Source organism: Paraburkholderia sejongensis (assembly GCF_020880815.1).
Lineage (GTDB): Bacteria > Pseudomonadota > Gammaproteobacteria > Burkholderiales > Burkholderiaceae > Paraburkholderia > Paraburkholderia sejongensis.
Genome location: NZ_JAJITD010000035.1, coordinates 1 through 21,512, shown reverse-complemented (window position 1 = coordinate 21,512; position 21,512 = coordinate 1). Strand labels below are relative to the sequence as shown.

Genomic DNA, 21,512 nt, shown 5'->3' with positions numbered 1-21,512 from the left:
ACGCGCCGCATTTGACTGGTCATCCGCCATGAACCAGTTTGCCATTCTGTTTGGCGAGCGCTTCACCAATGCACGCGGGTAACTCCGCTAACCGCCTCGCACACAAAAATGCGGACAGGTTCGGCTCATCAGCCGAGCCATTCCACACAGACCTTAGCAATTGCGCTCGACAAACCGCCGATACGCCAGCGCCGCGAGCGCAACGTCCTGCAACCCGATCCCCACCGCCTTGTACACGATGATCTCGTCGTCACGCTGACGGGCGAGCGTATCGTCTTCGAGCACCTCACCGAGCTCAACCACCTTCGACCAGTCCACCACGCCGGGTGCGGCCAGCACGAGATCGCCGGCTTCGTCGCGCGATTGATCGCGCAATTCCACGACGATGCGGCTCGCGCGGGACAACGCAGTGTCGTCGATCTCGCGCGCGTGCGGCAGGCTGGAGCCGATCGCCGCGACGAGCGCGCCCGGCATCACGGCGTTGCCGTCGAAGAGCGGTGTGGTCGCGCGCGTTGCCGTGACGATCACATCGGCGCCGTCGAGGGCCCGCGCGGTGTCCATCGCACTCGCCGCCACGCCGCGCGCGCGGTGTGCTTCGTTGAGCGCGTGCGCAAGCTGCGCGTCGCCTTCCACGCCGACGATCCGAAGCGTCTTCAACTCCGTGAACGCGGCCAGCGCGTGCGCATGCGCGCGGCCTTGCACGCCCGTGCCGAAGATCGCGGCGGTGTGCGCGCCGCTATGTGCGAGACGCCGCACCGCGAGCACGGTGGTCGCGGCGGTGCGCAGGCGGGTGATCGCGTTCGCGTTGAGCGTGGCCAGGCATTGGCCGTCGGAGGCGCGGAACAGGATGATCGCGAAATTGAACTGGCCGCGAATCGTCGTGTAGATCTTCGCGCCGGCGACATCGGCGTCAGGCAGCACCGCGCCGAGAGTGGAGAGTTTGGTTCCGCCCGCTTCGGTTCGCACGCGCCGCTGGACGGCGGCGGCCCCGCGCGCGTGTTGGCGAAATGCGATTTCGAGGACGGGAATCGCATGTTCGAAGTCGATGACTTCGTCTATTTGCGCGTCGGTCAGATGAATCATGGGTTGGTGTCCGTTGTTAATGGTGAACTTTGAGTATACGGTATACCGAAAACTAAATGGCGACTCGGATGGCATTCGATAATCCTTGGCTCCCAGCGGTAAATGCACCGCACCCGGGTTTCCCGCAACAGTGGATTTTTGACGACGGTATACAATGTTCAAAAAGGCGGTACACTTAGTCCATCGCCTTCGCGCTGAAGCGGAGGATCCGTAGCTTGGTCGTAGGAGGACGCATGCCAGTCGTCGTGTTCCACAGGAACGCAGAGATTTACCGGGCAGAGGTGAAGGAAAACACCAATCTCGTCGTTCGCGCGGGCATCAAGCAGTTTCCGTTTCCGCATTTGCGCTACGAATGCGGGATGGGCAAATGCGCGCGCTGCGCGTGCCGCGTGCTGGCGGGCGGCGAGCATTTGCCGGCGCCGAACTGGAAGGAGAAAAAGCAGTTGGGCGCGCGGCTCGATGAGGGCTACCGGCTCGCGTGCCAACTGTGGATCGAGCACGACATCGAACTGGAGCAGGACGACCTGCCCGTCGAGTCTTGAACGCCAACATGAACGCGGAGCGCGCGGGCGTGCGTCCGCATCGGGGAGATCGCATGTACATCGTACTCACGAGCCGGCCGGGCCAGTACCGCAGCGAGCCGACGCCGGGCATCACTCCGGTCGAAACGCACGACTACTTCTACGGCGCGCGGCACGTCGCCGAATTCGTCGTCGCGCAACTCGAGGGCGACTCGCGCGTGCGTATCGTCGAGGAATCGGCGCCGCAGACGGTGAATCTCGTGCCGACGAAATTCTTCGAGAAGTTCGCGACGCTGCGCGATGCGCTCCAATCCATTGAACACCTGACCGCTCAAGGCCACGAAGAGGCGCGTGTGAGCCGGCGCAATAACTGAGGATTTCGCAATCGCAATGGTGCAGATCACTTTCCTGAGCAATGGCGGCAAGACCGTCGAAGCGCCCGCCAATAGCAACCTGTTGCGCGTGTCGCTGCGCGAGCAGGGCGGCATTCCGTTCAAATGCGGCGGCGGGCTGTGCGGCACCTGCAAGTGCAAGGTGGAGGCGGGCCGCGAACATACCGACGACGTCAAGCAGAAGGAGCGCCGTCACCTGAGCCCGGAGGAACTGGCGAGCGGGTACCGGATGGCTTGCCAGACGTTCGTCAACGGCAACGTGAGCGTGTCATGGTGAGCCGCGCGGACGACGATCGCGCGTTCACGCCGTTCGGCGCGCTTGCTCCGGAGCAACGTCAGCACATGCTCGCGCTCGGGCCGCGCTGGAACGACGACATCATCGCGAATCGCAAGGCAGTGATCGACTGCTACACGCCGCTCGTGATGGCCGCGCCGATGGACGGAACGCGCGTCGAGCGCGACCTTGCGTATGGCGCGCATCCGCGTCAGGTGCTCGACGTGTTCGAGCCGCTCGACGCACCCGCCGATACGCTGCGCGAAGCCGTGCTGTTCGTGCACGGCGGCGCATTCGTGCGCGGCAGCAAAAGCGTGAATGGCGCGATCTACGACAACGTGTGCCACTGGTTCGCGCGCCAGGGCTTCGTCGCGGTGAACGTCGAATACCGTCTGGCCGATGAAGCGCCGTGGCCGGGCGGCGCGCAGGACGTGGCCAGCGCGCTCCGCTGGCTGCGCGAGCACGCGGCGCGCTGGCGCATCGACCCCGCACGCATCTTCATGATCGGCCATTCGGCGGGCGGTGCGCACGCGGCGAGTTGCCTGTTCGATCCCGCACTCTCGGACAGCGTCGGGCCGCGGGATGTGGCCGGTCTCGTGCTGATCAGCGCGCGTCTCCTGGCCGACGTCGATCCGCGCAATCCGAACGCGGGCCCGGTGCGCGCGTATTTCGGCGCCGACGAATCGCGCTACGCAGAGCGCTCGCCGCTCACGCACGCGGCATGTTGCGCGGTGCCGGTGATGATCGCGGTGGCCGAATACGAAAACCGCTTCCTCGATGACTACGGCGCGGCGTTCTTTCGTGAACTGCTGCGCCATCGCGGCGTGCCGCCGCGCTTCGTGCAGATGCGCGGCCACAACCACACGTCGATCGTCGCGCATTTCAATTCGGGCGAGGAATATCTGGGCCGCGAAATTCTTGCGTTCATGGCGTCGGTGCCGCGTTGAACGAGCGCGATGGTTGACGTCGCGCAAGACTCGCGTTTCGTATCATGTCTACAGTCTACGAAAACACCGGCGCTGCTAGAATTGCGCCAACAGTTGGAGCAACGGTCAGACGTGGAGAGTCAACATGGTGCGGGGAGCCATCAGCACAAACGGGCGTGAGCCGATCATGCACAAGCAGCTTTCGGAGCTGGTGATCGCCCGCTTGCGCGAGTCGATCACAACGGGTGAGTACGCGCCCGGCGACAGGCTGGTCGAAGGCCGGATCGCGGAGGAGCTGGAAGTGTCGCGCGTGCCGGTGCGCGAAGCGCTGCGCGCGCTCGCGGCGGAAGGGCTCGTCGAGGTGCGCCCGCGGCATGGCGCGGTGGTCGCGTCGCTCGATCCCGCGGCGGCGCGCGAGATGGTGCAGATCCGCGCGACCCTCGAAGGACTCAACGCGCGCCTCGCCGCCGAGCATTGCACGCCGGAACTGGTCGCGCAGATCGAGGCGGTGCTTCAGGAGGGCAACGCGAAGGTGGCGGCAGGCGAGACCTCGGGTCTGCTCGAACTGAACGCGCGCTTTCACGACCTGCTGTACACGGCCGGCGCCAATTCGATGCTGTCGGATCTGATGCGTTCGCTGCGCGACCGTACGCGCATGCTGTTCGTGAACGCGAACGACGAAGAGGTGCGCGTCACCTGGCACGAACACGTGGCGATCCTGCGCGCGGTGCAATCCGGCGATGCGGCGCTCGCGGCTTTGCTCGCCGAGCGCCATGTGACGCGCGCGGCGCAGCATTATCTGGAGCGTTTTGCGCGCTGACGGATTGCAGAATCCGGGTTCTACGCGCCGCTCGATACCTGGTTCGAAGCGCGGGCACCCTGCGAGGGCGGCATCACCGCGCTGGTACCCGATGTCACCGGGCAGCGCGCGATGTCGGCGTTTGTCGGAGCAAGCCACGCATGATCACGAAACCTGGGTGCAATGCCGCGCAAGGATACTTCACCGGCAGGCCAGTACCGGCTGCCGGCATCGAACCCTGCGCAAAGCTGCAGTTGCACACTGAATGCGCGGCTATGACCCGGGCAGGTCGCCGTCAATGCCTTTGCAGGTGCGCTTGAATTTCGCGCGCATCGAGGGCCGAGAGATCTTCGTTGATCTCTTCGAAAATCAAGTGACGCGTCCCCTCGCTCAGATGCGCGTGCAGCATCCCGAGAAACTTCGGCTCGACGGCAAATCGCAATCGCTGATACCGCTGATGAAGCCGTCCCTGTTCGATGTAGTCGGCGACGGTCCTGGCGAATTTTTCGCGATCCTTCTCGGTCAGCGTCCGCCCCGGGACGACATTGACGAGGTCTTCGATTTCCCGCAAGTCCAGTTTAAGTCCCAGTGTCTCGAAGATTCGAGCACGGCTGCCGTCGGCAACGACAACCCAGGTAGTGACAGCCATGATGCGCCTCTAAGTGTGACTGGTCGCCGGTTCGGCGGGCATCGCCAATCGTCGCGTCACGCTAGCGAGCTCGCCGGCCAGAGACCCTCTATCTCCAACGCCCATCGATGACGGACCGTGGGGCGTCCCCTCGTTCCTGCGCGAGCGACGGGTAATCCGTATATCCGCGCTCGCCACCTCCATAGAACGTGGACGGATCTGGCGAATTGAGCGGAGCGCGCAACCGCAAGCGTTCCGGCAGGTCGGGATTGGCGATGAACAAGCGTCCGAACGCGATCAGGTCCGCGTTGCCGTCCTCGAGCCATCTTTCCGCACTGCCGCCGTCGAACCCGCCCGCGACCATCAGCACGCCACGATAGGTGCGGCGTATCATCTCGCTCATTCGTTTCGCGCGCTCCGTGAAAGCGAGATCCTCACCGGTCGCCGCCAGCGCGGGATTGACGATGTGCAAATAAGCCAGCCCGTATCGATTGAGCTTCTCGATGACGTAAGTAAAGAGCGCCTCGGGATCGTCATCATGCATGTCGTTGAAGGCGCCGAGAGGGGACAGCCGGACGCCGACCTTTTCCGGCCCCCACACTTCGCAAACCGTTTCGATCACCTCGAATAGCAGCCTGGCCCGACGCTCGCTCGATCCGCCGTATTCGTCCGTGCGGCGGTTCGAACCGGACAGCAAAAACTGATCGAGCAAATACCCGTTCGCTGCGTGCACTTCGACGCCGTCCATTCCGGCAGCCTTTGCATTGCGCGCACCCCTGAGGTATTGGCGTACGAGATATGGCATCTCTTCGATCTGCAGCGCGCGAGGCGTGACGCAGGGCGCGACGACACCTTCGCCACGCTCATTTTCGATGAACGCCTCCGCCTTCGGCCGAACAGCAGAGGGCGCAACGGGCAGCATTTCATCAGGCTGCAACGAGGGGTGCGATATGCGCCCGACGTGCCACAGCTGCATGAACATCAACCCGCCCGCCTCGTGCACGGCGTCCGCCACGAGCCGCCAGCCTTCGACCTGCTCACGGCTGTGGATCCCAGGCGTCCATGCATATCCCTGTCCTTGCATCGATACCTGCGTCGCCTCGCTGATGATGAGCGCGGCCCCTGCACGCTGCCCGTAATAGCAGGCGTTGAGTTGCGACGGCAGATTGCCTGGCCGGCTCGCGCGCGAACGCGTCAGGGGCGCCATGACGATACGATGACGCAGGTCGTAGGGTCCGACTTTTACGGGTTGGAAGAGCTTGCGCAGCGGGACTTGCTCGTCGCGCTGCCCGGCGTCCCCGGGCGCGATTTCCGTCTCGGGCATATTCGCTCCTTGTGTCTTTGATTCGCCCCGAAGTCGGATCACATCGAGATGATCCCCCTCAGTACCGGCAATGACTGAACTTGCGTCTTCTCGGGTTGTTCGGGCTCGGGGTGAACGGCAATTGGATCGCTCGCAGGAAAGGTCTCTCCGAGCGCCTCGTCGAGTTGTTCATCGAGGGTCATCGGCGCTTCCTGCTCCTCGACTTTCGACTTCCGGATATCGACGCGGCTTTCCTCTGTCATATAGCGCTCCATAAGGAACCAGCGGAATCTCGCTGTCGCACCGGCATTGCGTGCATGCAATCCCGGTCGTCGGAGACGGAGATCGCCACCTCCATCCCGCAGATAAAAAAATGCGGCATGACGACATTCGGATCGACGTCGCTGATCTTCCTTCGACGCGACGACGATGGCATCAAGACTAGATTCTTGCGGCTTGCAGTTCTTCCTCATTCCTGCAGGACATGTCGAATCTCTGCGCTTGTGCAACTTCCCAGAACTAATCAGCTACCGACGTTTCGGTGGGCAAGCCGGAATGCGCGAGGCGTCACACCGGTATGTCGATGAAACACGGCGGTGAAATGCTGCTGCGTCTGGAATCCCGCGCACGCGCCAACCTCAACCAGGGGAATCGTCCCCTCGCATAACATCGTCCTTGCAAACTTCACTCGTTCGAGTGTCACGTACAAATGGGGCGAGTTGCCTGTCGCTGTTTTGAAGACGCGTGCGAAGTTCGAGGCACTCATGTGCACCAGCACTGCGAGTTGCTCGACCAATATGGTTTCGGCTATGTGCTCCTGAACGAACACCTGAATCCGGATCAGCATTTGACGTGTAAGTGGTTTGTCGGGTTCGGCCGCATCGGCACAGTGTCCGTAGCGCAGAGCGATGTGCACCGAGATGACATCCGCGAAAGCGTTGGCGCAGGCAGCGTCGATGAGATCGGCGTTATGCAAAGCACCCAATGTATCCACGGCCTCACGTAAGAAAGGATCCCAGGACGTAGACCATTTCGGGACCGCGCAAAACGCCTCTCGCGAGACTTGCCCAAGTACGTCTGATTTGAGTGCGATAACCCATCCGCTAGGAGCGCTGTCAGCGCTCGTGTCCAATGTCGCTCCCGTGGGAATAACCGCGGTAAATGGTGCACTGATCCGGATGGAGCGACTCATTCCGAGGTCGTCGCAGCCCGCAGCATGCACAACAGTGGGACCGGTCGGCACAACGAGCTGAAATCCCCGCATCAGGCTAGACCCGCGGTCGGAAAAAGCGACGTTCATCGGCTGGCAGCGTAATCCGTGATACGGGGTCGTACCGTGATTCGTCATGGAAAGGGCTCCTACCTGAACAGGACAGAAAGCCGAGATCAGCTGCCTAAGACCGATTGGCCGTGTGGGCAGGTGACTGCCTCCACGTGTATGAGCAAGGCGCGCGCCCCGGTCGGGGTAGCAATTCGCGCGAGCGGTCGAGCATCGGGAATGCGACAGCACTGCCGCGACCCTGCGCGAGAACGTTGCGTCCGGCGAGCATCCTCGCTGCTCACTACAGTCTGGCGTTCGGAGGATGCCAACCGCGCGAGCGTCAAACGACGCCCGGAACTCCCTTTTGCCGGAAAGCCGCAGTTGTCCGTTAGCGGTAAAACTTGCGGGGTGCCGATGCTTGTTACCGGCGGCAGCGACGCCGGTTGCGCGACTCAAGGCGTCAATGCGGGCAGAGGCTTTCTCGACGCCGGAAAATTCTGCAAAGCCGCGCCGCCGGCAAGATTGGCGGCTTGACGACAGCGGCTTCGATCTGGGTCACCGCCGTGCTCGGCATTGGACGGCTTCGGCGCACGACGAGTAGCGCGGCGGCGCACTGCTCGCCGAACAAATGTGCCGCGGGTCAAATGCATCGTCCACGGACGATGCGGGAAGTAGGTCAGGGATGCTCGCGGTAGTCGGACCTCGGCTTAGGTGTCGCGCGCACCTTTGCGTATTGAAACTCGGGCAGCGCCTTGATCGCCTCTTTCGTCGCTCCGGCAACCACCAGTTTGCCATTGTTGAAATCGAGTTGCTCGACGGGAATGGCCACGTCATGATGTGGCACTCCCAGAAACTGGTTGGCGGCGATGATTGCAAACGATACCGACCGGTCGGGTGCCACGATAATGTCATGAACGACACCGACACGATCACCCTTCTCGTTGAAGACCGGCTTGTCCATGACCGACTTTCTCACGCTCCAGCCTGCCAGGATCGCGGTCGACTGTTCCACGCTGACACCAAGCGGCTGAACGCCGGCCACCTGCGCGTGCGCGCTTAAAGAAAGTCCGATCGACGACGCGACTAGCCATACAAGCAGATTCGTTTTCATGACAGTTCCTCGGTTTCGTGTTGACGGTGCGACACCGGGCCGGCAATGAACACGCCAATGCCAGGTGAGGCGACGCATCAGTTCATGTTAGAACTCCTCACGGCGAGCCGCTATAAAAAACGCTGTGATGGATTGGACGACTTCGGTGCATCCGGATGCCAATATCGATACCGTTCGGCACGCGTCCTGAATGAACGCGGTTTTGCGAAACGCATGGCAGAAACGCGAAAGAATCGCGGCTGCACGGAGTCTAGACTGAAGTTCATCACTGACGTACAGATGGAGTCGTACATGGATGAACTGCTTGGACGTGCCTGGTGGATGCTCATTGTGCGCGGCACCGTAGCGCTGCTGTTCGGCACACTGGCGTTATTCTGGCCCGCTCTTACTCTTCTGCTGCTTATCACCCTCTTTAGTGCCTACGCAATCGCCAGCGGCGTTGTCGCGATAGTCGCGGCCATCCGCTACCGTGCGACGCACGGCGACTGGTGGGTGCCGCTGCTGCTCGGCATCTGCAGTATCGGCGCCGGTGTGATAGCTGCGCTGGTGCCGGGGATTACCACCCTCGTGCTGGTCGCCGTAATCGGCGCAAATGCGATCATCACCGGCGCATTCGATCTGATCGCAGCAACGCGGCTGCGCCTGCGCCTGCGCAATGCGTGGATGCTGGTGGTGACAGGCGTGCTGTCCATGCTTTTCGGCATCTTCGTGTTGCTCTTTCCGGGCGCCGGCGCACTAGCGCTCGTCTGGCTGATCGGCGTGTATGCGTTGTTCACCGGCGCGCTGCTCTTCGTACTCGGCATCACTGCGCGTGCCTGGCACCATGACGACCTGACCGGCGAGCCACACGCACCATTGCATCCGTGAACGCATCGCTCACGGAACTCATGGGCCGGAAGGTCAAGCCGGCGGCAAATCGTGCATCCGGAGGTCGAATGGACCGGCCGTCTTTTCTAGTGGTCCAGCCTCAGGTCTGGCACTGGTGTACCTCACGTAGGGAGAATCACATGCATCTCGATCTGGACAAATGGAACCCGTTCCGGTTTCTACGCTCGCACTCCGCGCAAAAGACCGCAGCGGTCGGCGCCAGTGCACCGCACGCGAGTCAGCAAAGCGCGCGGCCAAATGCGCAACAGACTGGCGGCACGCAAACAAGTGACGGTGCACCGGCGGCAGCCGCTGCGGCGCAGGTCGCACTTGCGCCTGCCAATTGGCCGCTGCCCGATCCGATTCATCTGTTAGCCGAATTGATACGCGATCCGTTCGGCGGCCGCGGGCCGCTCGGAAGCTGGTTCGGCGACTTCAGCGCCAGCGAGTTTCAACCGCGGATCGATGTCACCGACGAAGGCGACGCACTGCGTGTTGTCGCCGAATTGCCAGGCATGACCCGCGACGACGTCGAACTCGAAGTGGTTGAAGACATGCTGATCATCAGCGGCGAAAAGCGCCTGGAATCGACGAGCGAAGAACAAGGATGCTATCGGGTCGAGCGCTCGTTTGGACACTTTCAGCGCGCGGTACCGCTGCCCGCGGGCGTCGATCTCGATCGGGCAGAGGCCAGATTTGAGAACGGCGTGCTGACGCTGCGCATCCCCAAAGCGGCCGGGCAACCGGCAGCGAAGCGGCGCATTGAGATCGAATGAAATCTGCGCCGCGCTGGCGCAAGCGGACGATGTGCGGCAGCGAAAAGTCGCGGTACGCGTCGCCACCGAGCGGAACGGTTATTTCCACCCACCCCATACCCGCCCGCGAGGCGATGCGCTCACGGACGAACAGGAGATCATCATGGCCGAGTGCAGTGTTTGCGGAAAGCCCGCGACCTCGCAGATCACGATCACCGAAAACGGTCAGCGCCGTCAGCTGATGCTGTGCGATGAGCACTACATGGAGTTCATGGCGCGCAATCAGCGCCGCCTGTCGCCGCTCGAGTCCCTCTTTCACGGCGGACTTTTCGACAGTCTGTTCGACGACATGTGGCCACAAATGGAAGACGGTCGCGGTAGCCCGTCACGCATCAGACGCGCGCCCGAACACTCCGGCGGCGCGGCTCGGGACACAGGCACCGGTAGCACGCAAATCGGCGATTCAGCGAGCGGACAGCCAGGCGGGCGCACGCGCCGGCATCGCCGGGCGCGCGAAGCGGTAGACCTGCAGACGTACCTGAGCGAGGGCGGTCTGGACCGCCTGCAAGCGGCGGCGCAAGCAGCGGCCGACTACGGCAAGAACGAAGTCGATACGGAACACCTGTTGCTGGCGGTTGCCGATAACAATGTCGTGCAGGAAATCCTGCGCGAATTCAAGCTCGATCCAGAAGAGATCAAGAAGAACATCGATCAGAGCGCGCCTCGCGGCACCCGCAAGGAGCCGAGCGCGAACGAGCAGTTCGGTGTGTCGCCACGCGCCAAAAGTGCGCTGGAAAATGCGTTGAAGGCGTCACTGGAACTGGGCCACAGCTACGTCGGGCCAGAACACATTCTGATTGGGCTCGTCGAGGAAGAAGACGGCTTTGCAGGCGAATTGCTGCGCAAGCTCGGGCTGTCGTCGCCATCGCTGCGGCAAAAAGCAGTCAAGGTGGTCGGCAAGGGTGCCGAAGACGGCAAGATGGAAGGCCGCTCCACCACGCCAACGCTCGACAAGTACGCGCGCGATCTCAGCGCGCTTGCACGTCAAGGCAAGCTGGATCCGGTGATCGGCCGTGACAAGGAAATCGAAACCACCATTGAAGTGCTCGCACGGCGGCGCAAGAACAAGCCGGTGCTGATTGGCGAACCGGGCGTGGGCAAGACAGCTATCGTCGAAGGTCTGGCGCAACGCATTGCTCAGGACCAGGCGCCGGAAGTGTTGCGCGGCAAGCGCGTGGTCGAGCTGAATATCAATAGTGTCGTGGCTGGCGCGAAGTATCGTGGCGAGTTCGAGGAGCGCGTCAAGCAGGTACTGGATGAGATCATCGAGAACCAGGACCGCCTGATTGTGTTCATCGACGAACTGCATACGATTGTCGGCGCCGGCCAGGGCGGCGGCGAAGGCGGCCTGGATATAGGGAATGTCTTCAAGCCGGCCCTCGCCCGCGGTGAATTGCACCTGGTGGGTGCGACCACATTGAACGAATACCAGAAGTACATTGAAAAGGACTCGGCATTGGAGCGGCGCTTTCAGCCCGTGACGGTGCCTGAACCCAGCGTCGAGGAAACGATCGAGATCCTGCGTGGCCTGCGCGACCGGCTCGAAGCACATCACAAGGTGAAAATTACCGAAGAGGCGATCGCCGCAGCGGCAAAGCTCTCGGACCGCTACATCGCCGCACGGTTTTTGCCGGACAAGGCCATCGATCTGCTCGATCAGGCCGCCGCCCGCGTACGCATTTCGTCGAATTCGCGTCCGCAGCCATTGCACGATGTCGAGGCGAGCATCCGCCGCATGAGGCAGGAACAGGACGCGGCCAGCGCTGCAAAGCAATTCGATAAGGCAAAGGAACTGGAAGGACGGCTTGTCGCAGAACAAAAACGCCTGCACGAAGCCACTGAAACATGGAAGAAGGAGCGTGGCACCAGTTCGCAGGAAGTGACGGCGGAAGACATTGCGCAGATCGTTTCGTCGCTCACGGGCGTACCGTTATCTGAACTCACGGCCGAGGACCGCGAAAAGCTGTTGCGACTGGAAGACCATCTGAAGCAACGCGTGGTCGGCCAGGATGAGGCCGTCTCCGCGGTCGCCAAAGCGGTGCGCCTTTCGCGCGCCGGTTTGACGGAAGCCGGCAAGCCGACTGCGAGCTTCCTCTTTCTTGGGCCTACGGGTGTGGGTAAAACCGAACTCGCGAAGGCGCTAGCCGCTTCGGTGTTCGGCGACGAGAACGCGCTGGTGCGTATCGACATGAGCGAGTATTCCGAGCGCCATACGGTGGCGCGGCTGGTTGGCGCGCCGCCCGGATATGTTGGCTACGAGGAGGGCGGGCAACTCACCGAGCGCGTGCGGCGCAGGCCATATTGCGTCGTGTTGCTCGACGAAATCGAAAAAGCCAACTCGGAGGTGCACAACCTCCTGCTGCAACTGTTCGACGAAGGTCGGCTCACCGACGGCAAGGGACGTCTGATCGATTTCACCAACACCATCATCATCGCGACCAGCAATATCGGCTCGCAACTGATCCAGGAAAACATGAAGGCCGACTCCAGGCAGCTTGAATACCCTGAACTGCGCGACCGGTTGATGGAAATGCTGCGGCATCATTTCAGGCCCGAGTTTTTGAACCGGGTCGATGAGGTCGTCGTGTTCCATGCGCTCGGGAAGGAGCAGATCCGCAGTATCGTCGACCTGCAACTTGCGCGCGTACGGCGTACGGCGCTGGCCCAAAACATCGATCTGTCATTCGACGACGCGTTGCGCGATCATCTTGCCCAGATTGGCTATGATCCCGAGTTCGGCGCGCGGATGCTTAAACGCAAGATTCGTCTTGAGGTGGAATCGCAACTCGCCGATGCGTTGTTGCGAGGCGACGTGCGCGATGGTGACGAGGTCACAATGACCTACGATTCAGGTACACGCTCGGTGCGCGTGCAGAAAGAACCATCGCCCACAGAAGCGCCCAGCGAAGCGTCAAAGGAGGCGCCGGCACATGCGTGACGCCGGGGCGATCGACAACGTAACGCCGCCCGCCCGCGCGGAGGCGTTGCGCTCACGATCCAACTTCACCTGCCACGAGCTCGTCGCGATAGCACCAGATCCACGTCTCGCCCGGTTCGATTGAACGTACCAGCGGATGACCGGTCGCGTGAAAATGCCTGCTCGCATGCCGGTTGGGCGACGAATCGCAGCAGCCGACATGTCCACAAGAAAGACAAAGCCTCAAATGTACCCAGGGCTGGCCAAGCTTTACGCACTCCTCGCAATAGTCGATGGTCGTGTGAAGAATGCGGGCCTCGCCCAGGTGCGTGCAACCGGGGGTCATGATCGTGCTCCTCGGACAGGTATGCGCAGATGTGCGCAGATCAAGGTCGCGCTTGCGCTCAAGCGCTATTCAGATAGCGGTGCACCAGCGCCACAGCCATTGCCCCTTCGCCGACTGCCGACGCCACGCGCTTGATCGACGCATGGCGCACGTCGCCCGCTGCGAACACGCCGGGCATGGACGTTTCCAGATGCAGCGGCGCGCGTTCGAGAGGCCAATTCAAATTCGCCCGATAGTCCTGCAGGTCGGGACCGGTCACGAGATAGCCGCCTTCATCGCGGACAATGCCGACCTCCTGCGCCCATTCGGTCTGTGGCATCCCGCCGATGCAAACGAATAGCCAATTCGTTTTTACCGTGCTGTGCCGGCCGGTGCGGACATCGGTCAGCGTGATCTCTTCCAATATGTCATTGCCTGCGAGCGCGGTAACTTCAGTGCAGGTACGCACTTCGATGTTCGGCGCCGATGTGATGCGATCCACCAGGTACTGGGACAGCGTGTTCTTAAGCGAGGTGGCACGCACGAGCATATGGACGCGGTTGGCGGATTGCGAAAAATGCAAGGCGGCCTGTCCCGCCGAATTGCCGCCGCCCACGACATAGACGTCTTCGCCATGGATCAGCTCGGCTTCGCTCGCACCGGCGCCGTAGTAGAGACCCGCGCCGAGAAAGCGCTCTTCACCCTCGAGAGCCAGCGTGCGATATGCCACCCCGGTCGCGCAGATAGACGTGCGCGCCGTGATACGTGTGCCGTCTTCCAGATATACGATGCCGAGGCCGGGTGGGAACTCCGCGTGCACGCCGGCGCGGGCCAGCAGGATTTCGGCGCCGAATTTGACGGCCTGGTCGTGGGCACGTTCAGCGAGCTCCGCGCCGCTCACACCCTGTGGGAAGCCGAGATAGTTCTCGATCTTCGAGCTGCTGCCTGCCTGACCGCCTAGTGCCCAGCGCTCCACCAGGACGGTATGCAGGCCTTCCGATGCACCGTACACCGCCGCGCTCAATCCCGCCGGTCCTGCGCCGTAAATCGCAAGATCGTAGGCTTCACGGGACGGACTCGCAAACCAGCCGAGCTTCTCGGTGATCTGCCGGATAGTGGGACATTCCAGCCGCGTTCCGTCATGGAAAACGCAGACCGGCAAGCGCGAGTCGGAAAGGTGCTGCACATGCGCCAGCTCCTCCGCTTCCTTGTCGCTGCCCAGTTCGATCCATTCGAACGGTATGTCGCAGCGATGCAGGAAGTCGCGTATCGCGTAGCCATTCGCGCTGCGCATGCGTCCATAGATTCTGACCATGAATATGCATCCACCTTTGAGGGCGTCACGACTTGTTTCGTTTTCCCGCACTTTCACGAGCATGCGGCCGCCTGGATAACGGCGGTTGGCCGTATTCGTAAACCGTAAGCGCATCGGAGGGTGGTGTCTTTCGCGAAACTGCCCGTTTTTGTCACTTTCTGCCGCTGGCTCCATTACCGCGATCTCGTAGCCTCGATGCTCAAACATATGCGTTCGCATGAGCGGCTCCGGTTTGGTATCAACGCGTCAATCCGGAAGCACGAACTCGGTGCGCATGTCTTCGATCACCTTCTGAACATGCTGTGCGCAATCTGCGCCTAGGTCATTGAGCGGCACCATGTTCCAGTTGCGGCCGGATGCATCGGGCGGGTGCCGCTCCGGTAGCGGTATACGCACCCGCAAAGCTCCCGGCGTGTCAGCGGCAATTTTCGCCATGCGGTTCTGCAGTTCGTCGCGAATCTGCTCAGCGGTTCGAACGGTCTTTGGCATAGTTCTGCCTCCCTCAATCGCATGTTCCGATCGTGACTGAATAGCGCATACGGCCTCCTGGGTGAGCATGCACCGACGATGCTTCAAGTCTAGTCGCAAATCCAGGGATGTACGGCCGGTCGGCGCATCTCCGGTCAGGCGGGTAGTGACGCAAGCGCTGCGGCGGCGCAAAAATGGCGTATTCCATCTCGCGCTCGTCGAGGTACAGTGCACTGATCTGCTGCTCCCGGCTCAGGTCTGCTTTATGCAGCTATCCATCAAGAAGCCGCGCAAACGGGAGAGACCGTAGCAGGTGCGGTGCGCTCGCGGCGCAGCGACGGCCGTCCGGGAGTCAAGTGATGGAACGTAAAAAAAGCTGGCTACGCAAGGATCTCGATGCGTTGCGTCTGCAGTGGGACATGCTCACCTTTTATGAACGATTCGAGCAGCTTGTCGCGCATGTACTGAGCTTCGTGATCTCTATCATTATTCTCGTGTCGCTCTGGCAGTTGATTCGCGCGGTGATTTCGCTACTGCTTGCGGACGCGCTGAACCCGCTGGATCACGCGGTGTATCAGACCATCTTCGGGATGGTCATGACACTGCTGATCGCGATGGAATTCAAGCATTCGATTACGCGGGTGATGGCGCGGCGCGATCACATCGTGCAGGTCAAAACGGTGCTTCTGGTTGCGCTGCTGGCTATCGCCCGCAAATTCATCATTCTCGACCCGGCTAGTGCGCCCGCCCAGATCGCGGCGCTTGCATTTGCGCTGGTGGCACTGGGGACCGTCTACTGGCTGATGCGGCAGCGTGATGACCCGGTCGACGCGACGATCGCTGCGCAGGCAGAGCGTGATCGCGTTGTGCACGCGCAGCGACAGCAAGGGGGGCCGCCCCGCGAAGGCGGCCAATCCGACAATTGACCTGAGTCGGCAGTTCCTTTCAATTGCCGGCTTCCGGATCGAGCAACCCGTCCACTAATCCAACCCACTCCGTTTCCCGCCCCCCGCCGTCACTGAAGCGAGCAGCGCCAGCAAACTGTCGATATTGACCGGCTTGACGAAGTGATAATCGAAGCCGGCCGCCTGCGCGCGCAAGCGGTCCTCGGTCTGCCCGTAACCGGTAATCGCGATCAGCAGCGGCTTCGTCTCGCCTTTGCGGCGCAGTTGTTTCGCGAGTTCATAGCCGTCGATATCCGGCAAACCGATATCGAGCAACGCGACGTCGGGCGCGAACGGCGGCGCGACGTCGAGCGCTTGGGCGGACGAGTACGCGACCCGCGCCGCGTGTCCTTCCGATTCGCACAACATCGCGAGCGAATCGGCGGCGTCGCGATTGTCGTCGACGATCAGCATGCGCAACACGCTTCCCGCGGCTTCGGACGCGGGCTCCGACAACGCGACCGCCGCGTGGCGCTGCTGTTGATGCACACGCGGAAAACGGACCGTCACGGTGGTGCCCAGGTTGGGGCCGTCGCTGTGCACGGCAATCGTGCCGTTGTGCATTTCCACCAGCTTCTTGACCAGCGACAAGCCGATGCCCAGGCCGCCGCTTGCCCGATCGAGCGTGCGCTCGCCCTGCGAGAACAATTCGAACACCTTCGGCAGCAACTCGGCCGAAATACCGGTGCCGGTATCGCGCGTGACGATGTAAACCGACTCGTCGTCGGCCTCGACATTGACGGTGATCCGGCCGTTCTCCGGCGTGTACTTGCTCGCGTTGTTCAGGATGTTGACGAAGATCTGCGCGATCCGCGTGATGTCGCCGTTCACCCAGGTGGTCGGATCGCACACATTGACCTGCAACTGCTGGTGCCGTGCTTCGGCCATCGGAGCGATCGCCTCGACCGCGTGATAGACGGCGGTGCCGACCAGCACCGGTTCGAGTTGCAGCACGATGCGCCCGTGCGTGATGCGCGATACTTCCAGCAGATCGTCGACGATGCGCGTCATGTGTTCGACCTGGCGGCGCATCAGATCGATCAGCCCGGGCGCGGGCGCTTGCGCGTCGGACTGCTTGTCGAGCAGCGCGAGCGCCGTGCGCAGCGGCGCGAGCGGATTGCGCAGCTCGTGCGCGAGCATCGCCAGAAACTCGTCCTTGCGGCGGTCGGTCTCGCGCAACATCAGTTCGAGCTGCTTGCGCTGGGTGATGTCGATCACGCTCGCGATGATCCGCAGCGGCTTGCCGTCAACGCCTCGTTGCAGCAGCGTGCTGCCTTGCATCCACAGCTCGCCGGCCGCGCGCTGCACGCGGAATTCGAAGTTCGCGGCCGGCTCGCCGCCGGCGACGAGCGTGCGCACATGGTGTTCGAGCGTCGCGCGATCGTCGGGGTGCACCCGGCGCAGCGCGTCGTCGTAAGTCAACGGGTGGTTGCCCGCCGTCGCGGCGCCGCTTTCGACCGACAGCGTGCCGCTCGCCAGATCGAGCGTGACGATGACCATGCGCGCCGCCTGCATCGCGACCGACAGGCGCAGGTTGCGCGCTTCGATCGCCGCTTGCGCTTCGTGCTTCGCGGTCACGTCGGTGGTGGTGCCGAACCACTCCTGCAGTTTGCCGTGGCTGTCGAATAGCGGCACCGCCTGCGCGTTGACCATCCGGTACTGGCCATCGTGACGGCGCATGCGGAACTGGCTCGAGCCGGGCTGGCCGCGCCGCAGCACCTCTAGCCAGGTCTGCCGCGCGCTGTCGCGGTCGTCCGGATGCACGTAGTCGAGCCAACCCCAATCCGACAGATGGACTACTTCATCGCCGGTGAAGCGGCTCCAGTCGTCGCCACGGGCGCGGATGTCGCCGTTCGGCGCGGCCGACCACACCAGCGCGCCGGTCGATTCGACCAGCGCCCGATAACGCCGCTCGCTCAGACTCAACTGCTGTTCGGCGGCGCGCTGCTTGCTGATATCGAAGCTCACGCCGTACACATGCGCGAGCGTGCCGTGAGCGTCGAACTCCGCGTGGCCGCGCATGCGCAGCCAGCGCGGCGCGGCCGAGCCGCCGTCGAGCACGAGATCCAGTTCGAACGGGCCGCCGTGTTGCAGCGCTTCGTCGAGCTTCTGTGCGAACAGCTCTCGATACTCGGGCTCGATCCGCTCCCACAAATCGGACAGGCCGATCGCATCGGTGCCGGCCGGAAAGCCGTACAGCTGCGCGAGCTGCGAGGTCATCCGCACGACGCGGTTCTTCATGTCCCATTCCCATGCACCCATACGCGCGCCCTGGAACGCCGCTTTCAGACGGCGCTCGCTCGCTTCGTACATCGCCCATGCATGACGGGCTTCGTGGATATCGGTCGCGACGCCCATCGTGTCGCCGATCCGGCCGTTCGCGTCGAGCTGCGCCTGCAGATGCAGCGTGTGCCAGCGATACGCGCCGTCCGCGCGCAGCAGGCGCACCTCGACATTGCCGAGCAGCGTGCCGTCGCGCATCTGCCGGACCGCGTCGAGCACGGGGTCGATGTCGTCGGGATGAACGAAGATTTTCCAATGCAAGCCCGCGAGTTCGGTGGCGGGACGGCCGAGGTAACGCGCGGTCCACGGATTCGCGTAACGGATCACGCCGTCGCGGTCGGCGCGCCAGACGAACGAAGGCAGGAAGTGAGCGGGATCTTGCATAGCGTGCTGTCGCCGGCGTCGCCGCGCACAGGCGGCCAGATGAACTGGCGCCGCCGGCAGGGTGGGTCCGGTCTCGTTAGTTAGGCTCGGGAGCCGCAGCCGATGTTTTACCGTGCGGATGGTAATGCGGCAAGCATGTGGCGAGCCAAACAGTCGCTAGCTGACGACATCGGCGCCGCCGTCGAGCGCGAAAACGTTTGCGCGGCGCAGCCGATGCGCTCGCGCCGCGTAGCAGGCGGCGTACCGGCAGATCGTTCGGGATGCAGAATTTGCCGCCCGATGTTGTAAAACGAACCGGCGCAGGTGCCGGTGTGCTGCGTCGATACGGATGACGTGCGGCCCGGCCGACGCGATATACAAAGGGGCGCTCCGCCTGAGCGAAGCGCCCCTCGATTTCCGATATCAGGAGCCGGTCGAAAGCCGCTTCGCAGCTCAGCCGCTCAGCCGTACACCGGGAACCGCGCGGTCAATTCGGCGACCTTCGCTTTAACGCGCTCGATCGTCGCGGGATCTTCCGGGCTCTCGAGTACTTCGGCGATCAGATTGCCGACCACTTCGGCTTCCTTCACACCAAAGCCGCGCGTAGTCATTGCCGGCGAGCCGAGACGGATGCCCGAGGTCACGAACGGCTTTTCCGGATCATTCGGAATCGCGTTCTTGTTGACCGTGATGTGAGCCGCGCCGAGCGCGGCTTCAGCGGCCTTGCCGGTGATCTTCTTCGCGCGCAGATCGACCAGCATCACGTGGCTTTCGGTGTGGCCCGAGACGATGCGCAGACCGCGCTTGACCAGCGTTTCGGCGAGCACGCGCGCGTTTTCGACGACCTGTTGCTGATACGTTTTGAATTCCGGCGACAGCGCTTCCTTGAACGCAACCGCCTTGCCGGCGATCACGTGCATCAGCGGACCGCCCTGGATGCCCGGGAAAATCGCCGAGTTGATCTGCTTTTCGAACTCGGCCTTCATCAGGATCACGCCGCCGCGCGGACCGCGCAGGCTCTTGTGCGTGGTGGTGGTGACGAAGTCAGCGTGCGGCACCGGATTCGGATACACGCCCGCGGCGATCAGGCCCGCGTAGTGCGCCATGTCGACCATGAAGTACGCACCGACCGACTTCGCGATTTTCGACAGCCGTTCGAAATCGATACGCAGTGCGAACGCCGACGCGCCGGCCACGATCAGCTTCGGCTTGTGCTCCTGCGCGAGCTTTTCGGCTGCGTCGTAGTCGATGTCTTCGGCTTCGTTCAGGCCGTAGCTCACCACGTTGAACCACTTGCCCGACATGTTGACCGGCGAGCCGTGCGTGAGGTGACCGCCGTGCGCGAGGCTCATGCCCATGATCGTGTCGCCCGGCTTGAGCATCGCGAAGAACACGCCCTGGTTCGCCTGCGAGCCGGAGTTCGGCTGCACGTTCGCGGCTTGCGCGCCGAAGATCTGCTTCACGCGGTCGATCGCAAGCTGTTCGACTACGTCGACATATTCGCAACCGCCGTAGTAGCGCTTACCCGGATAGCCTTCGGCGTACTTGTTGGTGAGCTGCGAGCCTTGCGCAGCCATCACCGCCGGGCTCGTGTAGTTTTCCGACGCGATCAGTTCGATGTGTTCTTCCTGACGGCGGTTTTCGCTCTGGATCGCGTTCCAGAGCTCTGGATCGACGTTTTCGACGGTACTGTTTGCGCGACTGAACATGATGTATTCCGGTTGAAAGTCAAAGAGATCTTCTGTTGGACGCGAGTCGCGCCAGGTGCAGCCCGAAAAAAACAGCTCCATTTGAAAATAGATGCGGCGTGACCGACTAGAACGTTTCCGACATCCCGCTAGTACGCGCTCGTGCGCCCGCATATCGCGCGATGGCGGCACTGTCCGGGCTCGATGCCGCTTTTGTTCTATCGGCGGATTGATCGCTTTGATGTACTGGCGCTAGTCCACGAAGAAGCCGCCGATACCATGAAACCCGTTGAAGAACCGTTTGAAATGGCGCTCACGACAGCCGTCGTGGGGCAGCAGCGAGGGCGCGGCTGGAGCGTGTTTATCGATGCGCTGGGGGTGCCCGCGCGCGTCGGTATTTACCCGCATGAGTACAGTGCGCCGCAGGCGCTCGTCATCGACGCGCGACTCGGCTACGCAAGCGCGCCGAGCGAAGAGCACGGCTGGATCGACTACGACGGCTATTGCACGTCGATCGCGGATTTTCTCGCGCACAAGCCGCACACGCGGTTGCTGGAGACACTGGTCGCGGACATCGCGAAACTGTCGTTTCGGCAATGGCCCGCGTTGGAGTCGCTGACGCTCAGCGTGCACAAGCCGAAAATCCGGCCGGGCACGCGCTGCGTGGGGGTGACGCTCGATTGGACTCGCGCGGATTATTTGCTGGCGTGCAACGCGCAGCAGCGTTGAGAGCGCGTCAGGCCGTGCGGGACCGGTGCCGGGCGCGGCTAGATACAACAGTTGTTGACACTGTTTAGGATAAATTTTATCTCACGTAAGTTCAGTGCGACGTGTTCGGTCCGTACTCGTCGAACCCTTTAGCTATCGGCATGGCGCGCGCAGCCGGTCGGACTTTTCTGGCGTTTCGCCGCTGAACCCTGTCCCACTATCCCAAATACCCGCTGTCGCGAAGATTTATTGAGAACAGGTCCTTTGTTGTAATCGTTGCTCCGTACAACAAAGGAGAACAAAAAGATGGTTTGGATTTATAAACAGGCCAGCGGGGAGTTTCTTCGCAACGGTGTACCTGAAGAGCAAAGAGGATATTCGGGTAACGGCGAGGGAAATGGAGTTGACCCTGTAACTCAGGACACTCGGACACCGTTAAGTTGATGATGCAGCGGTTCGGCGGAACTCCCGGGGGGAACGGTACTTCAGTGCCTTATGCGGGTGCCGTTCGTTGTAATGTT

At 62.3% G+C, this 21,512-nt stretch carries 21 protein-coding genes; 10 read left to right on the top strand and 11 right to left on the bottom strand.

The window, feature by feature from the left end:
- Positions 1-153: 153 nt before the first annotated feature.
- Complete coding sequence (locus tag LJ656_RS34310; protein WP_230513870.1) at positions 154-1,083, bottom strand: ornithine cyclodeaminase family protein; 930 nt, start codon at positions 1,081-1,083, stop codon at positions 154-156.
- A 233-nt stretch (positions 1,084-1,316) separates the two neighbouring features.
- Between LJ656_RS34310 and LJ656_RS34305 the strand changes: the two genes are divergently transcribed.
- The 5 genes from LJ656_RS34305 to LJ656_RS34285 all read left to right on the top strand — a co-directional run bounded on the left by LJ656_RS34305 (position 1,317) and on the right by LJ656_RS34285 (position 4,016).
- Positions 1,317-1,625 (top strand): 2Fe-2S iron-sulfur cluster-binding protein, encoded by a 309-nt coding sequence (locus tag LJ656_RS34305; protein ID WP_230513869.1) that lies wholly within the window; start codon positions 1,317-1,319, stop codon positions 1,623-1,625.
- A gap of 53 nt (positions 1,626-1,678) precedes the next feature.
- A complete protein-coding gene (locus LJ656_RS34300) occupies positions 1,679-1,978 on the top strand; it encodes a hypothetical protein (protein ID WP_230513868.1) in 300 nt (99 codons plus the stop codon).
- A 16-nt stretch (positions 1,979-1,994) separates the two neighbouring features.
- Positions 1,995-2,273, top strand: coding sequence for a 2Fe-2S iron-sulfur cluster-binding protein (locus LJ656_RS34295; RefSeq protein ID WP_116124114.1), 279 nt, complete (start codon positions 1,995-1,997; stop codon positions 2,271-2,273).
- Complete coding sequence (locus LJ656_RS34290; protein ID WP_230513867.1) at positions 2,267-3,217, top strand: alpha/beta hydrolase; 951 nt, start codon at positions 2,267-2,269, stop codon at positions 3,215-3,217. Before LJ656_RS34295 ends, LJ656_RS34290 begins: the two co-directional genes overlap by 7 nt.
- A 124-nt stretch (positions 3,218-3,341) precedes the next feature.
- Entirely contained in the window at positions 3,342-4,016 is a 675-nt protein-coding gene (locus tag LJ656_RS34285; protein ID WP_425606076.1) for a GntR family transcriptional regulator, read from the top strand.
- Between the two features lie 274 nt (positions 4,017-4,290).
- Here the strand turns inward: LJ656_RS34285 and LJ656_RS34280 are convergent, their stop codons facing one another.
- The 5 genes from LJ656_RS34280 to LJ656_RS34260 all read right to left on the bottom strand — a co-directional run bounded on the left by LJ656_RS34280 (position 4,291) and on the right by LJ656_RS34260 (position 8,298).
- The gene (locus LJ656_RS34280) at positions 4,291-4,644 is read right to left on the bottom strand and encodes a host attachment protein (RefSeq protein ID WP_230513865.1); all 354 of its coding nucleotides are present in this window, start codon (positions 4,642-4,644) and stop codon (positions 4,291-4,293) included.
- A gap of 88 nt (positions 4,645-4,732) precedes the next feature.
- On the bottom strand, positions 4,733-5,947 hold the full coding sequence (locus tag LJ656_RS34275; RefSeq protein ID WP_230513864.1) for an alkene reductase: 1,215 nt from the start codon (positions 5,945-5,947) through the stop codon (positions 4,733-4,735).
- Between the two features lie 38 nt (positions 5,948-5,985).
- Positions 5,986-6,189 carry a hypothetical protein gene (locus LJ656_RS34270; protein ID WP_230513863.1) on the bottom strand — a complete coding sequence of 68 codons (204 nt, stop codon included), beginning with the start codon at positions 6,187-6,189 and terminating at the stop codon, positions 5,986-5,988.
- Between the two features lie 260 nt (positions 6,190-6,449).
- Entirely contained in the window at positions 6,450-6,920 is a 471-nt protein-coding gene (locus LJ656_RS34265) for a helix-turn-helix domain-containing protein (RefSeq protein WP_230513862.1), read from the bottom strand.
- Between the two features lie 943 nt (positions 6,921-7,863).
- Positions 7,864-8,298 carry a PRC-barrel domain-containing protein gene (locus LJ656_RS34260; protein ID WP_230513861.1) on the bottom strand — a complete coding sequence of 145 codons (435 nt, stop codon included), beginning with the start codon at positions 8,296-8,298 and terminating at the stop codon, positions 7,864-7,866.
- Positions 8,299-8,382: 84 nt separating this feature from the next.
- Between LJ656_RS34260 and LJ656_RS34255 the strand changes: the two genes are divergently transcribed.
- The 3 genes from LJ656_RS34255 to LJ656_RS34245 all read left to right on the top strand — a co-directional run bounded on the left by LJ656_RS34255 (position 8,383) and on the right by LJ656_RS34245 (position 12,918).
- Positions 8,383-9,165 carry an HdeD family acid-resistance protein gene (locus tag LJ656_RS34255; protein ID WP_230513860.1) on the top strand — a complete coding sequence of 261 codons (783 nt, stop codon included), beginning with the start codon at positions 8,383-8,385 and terminating at the stop codon, positions 9,163-9,165.
- Positions 9,162-9,941 carry an Hsp20/alpha crystallin family protein gene (locus LJ656_RS34250; protein ID WP_425606075.1) on the top strand — a complete coding sequence of 260 codons (780 nt, stop codon included), beginning with the start codon at positions 9,162-9,164 and terminating at the stop codon, positions 9,939-9,941. The genes LJ656_RS34255 and LJ656_RS34250 overlap by 4 nt, the downstream gene beginning before the upstream one ends.
- Before the next feature lie 142 nt (positions 9,942-10,083).
- The gene (locus LJ656_RS34245) at positions 10,084-12,918 is read left to right on the top strand and encodes an ATP-dependent Clp protease ATP-binding subunit (RefSeq protein WP_268998893.1); all 2,835 of its coding nucleotides are present in this window, start codon (positions 10,084-10,086) and stop codon (positions 12,916-12,918) included.
- A gap of 52 nt (positions 12,919-12,970) precedes the next feature.
- Here the strand turns inward: LJ656_RS34245 and LJ656_RS34240 are convergent, their stop codons facing one another.
- The 3 genes from LJ656_RS34240 to LJ656_RS34230 are packed head-to-tail and all read right to left on the bottom strand — an operon-like array spanning position 12,971 to position 15,026.
- On the bottom strand, positions 12,971-13,243 hold the full coding sequence (locus tag LJ656_RS34240) for a UBP-type zinc finger domain-containing protein (RefSeq protein ID WP_230513859.1): 273 nt from the start codon (positions 13,241-13,243) through the stop codon (positions 12,971-12,973).
- Positions 13,244-13,301: 58 nt separating this feature from the next.
- Complete coding sequence (locus LJ656_RS34235; RefSeq protein WP_329958932.1) at positions 13,302-14,756, bottom strand: NAD(P)/FAD-dependent oxidoreductase; 1,455 nt, start codon at positions 14,754-14,756, stop codon at positions 13,302-13,304.
- A gap of 27 nt (positions 14,757-14,783) precedes the next feature.
- Positions 14,784-15,026: a hypothetical protein gene (locus tag LJ656_RS34230; protein WP_230513858.1), complete on the bottom strand. Its 243-nt coding sequence runs from the start codon at positions 15,024-15,026 to the stop codon at positions 14,784-14,786.
- 338 nt (positions 15,027-15,364) lie between these two features.
- Between LJ656_RS34230 and LJ656_RS34225 the strand changes: the two genes are divergently transcribed.
- A complete protein-coding gene (locus LJ656_RS34225; RefSeq protein WP_230513857.1) occupies positions 15,365-15,931 on the top strand; it encodes a phosphate-starvation-inducible PsiE family protein in 567 nt (188 codons plus the stop codon).
- Between the two features lie 54 nt (positions 15,932-15,985).
- Here the strand turns inward: LJ656_RS34225 and LJ656_RS34220 are convergent, their stop codons facing one another.
- Both LJ656_RS34220 and glyA read right to left on the bottom strand, forming a co-directional pair.
- Positions 15,986-18,616, bottom strand: coding sequence for a PAS domain-containing hybrid sensor histidine kinase/response regulator (locus LJ656_RS34220; RefSeq protein WP_230513856.1), 2,631 nt, complete (start codon positions 18,614-18,616; stop codon positions 15,986-15,988).
- A 440-nt stretch (positions 18,617-19,056) separates the two neighbouring features.
- Complete coding sequence (gene glyA / locus LJ656_RS34215; RefSeq protein WP_230513855.1) at positions 19,057-20,304, bottom strand: serine hydroxymethyltransferase; 1,248 nt, start codon at positions 20,302-20,304, stop codon at positions 19,057-19,059.
- A gap of 258 nt (positions 20,305-20,562) precedes the next feature.
- Here glyA and LJ656_RS34210 point away from each other — a divergent pair, with 258 nt between their 5' ends.
- Positions 20,563-21,012 carry a dihydroneopterin aldolase gene (locus LJ656_RS34210; RefSeq protein ID WP_230513854.1) on the top strand — a complete coding sequence of 150 codons (450 nt, stop codon included), beginning with the start codon at positions 20,563-20,565 and terminating at the stop codon, positions 21,010-21,012.
- Positions 21,013-21,512 lie beyond the last annotated feature (500 nt).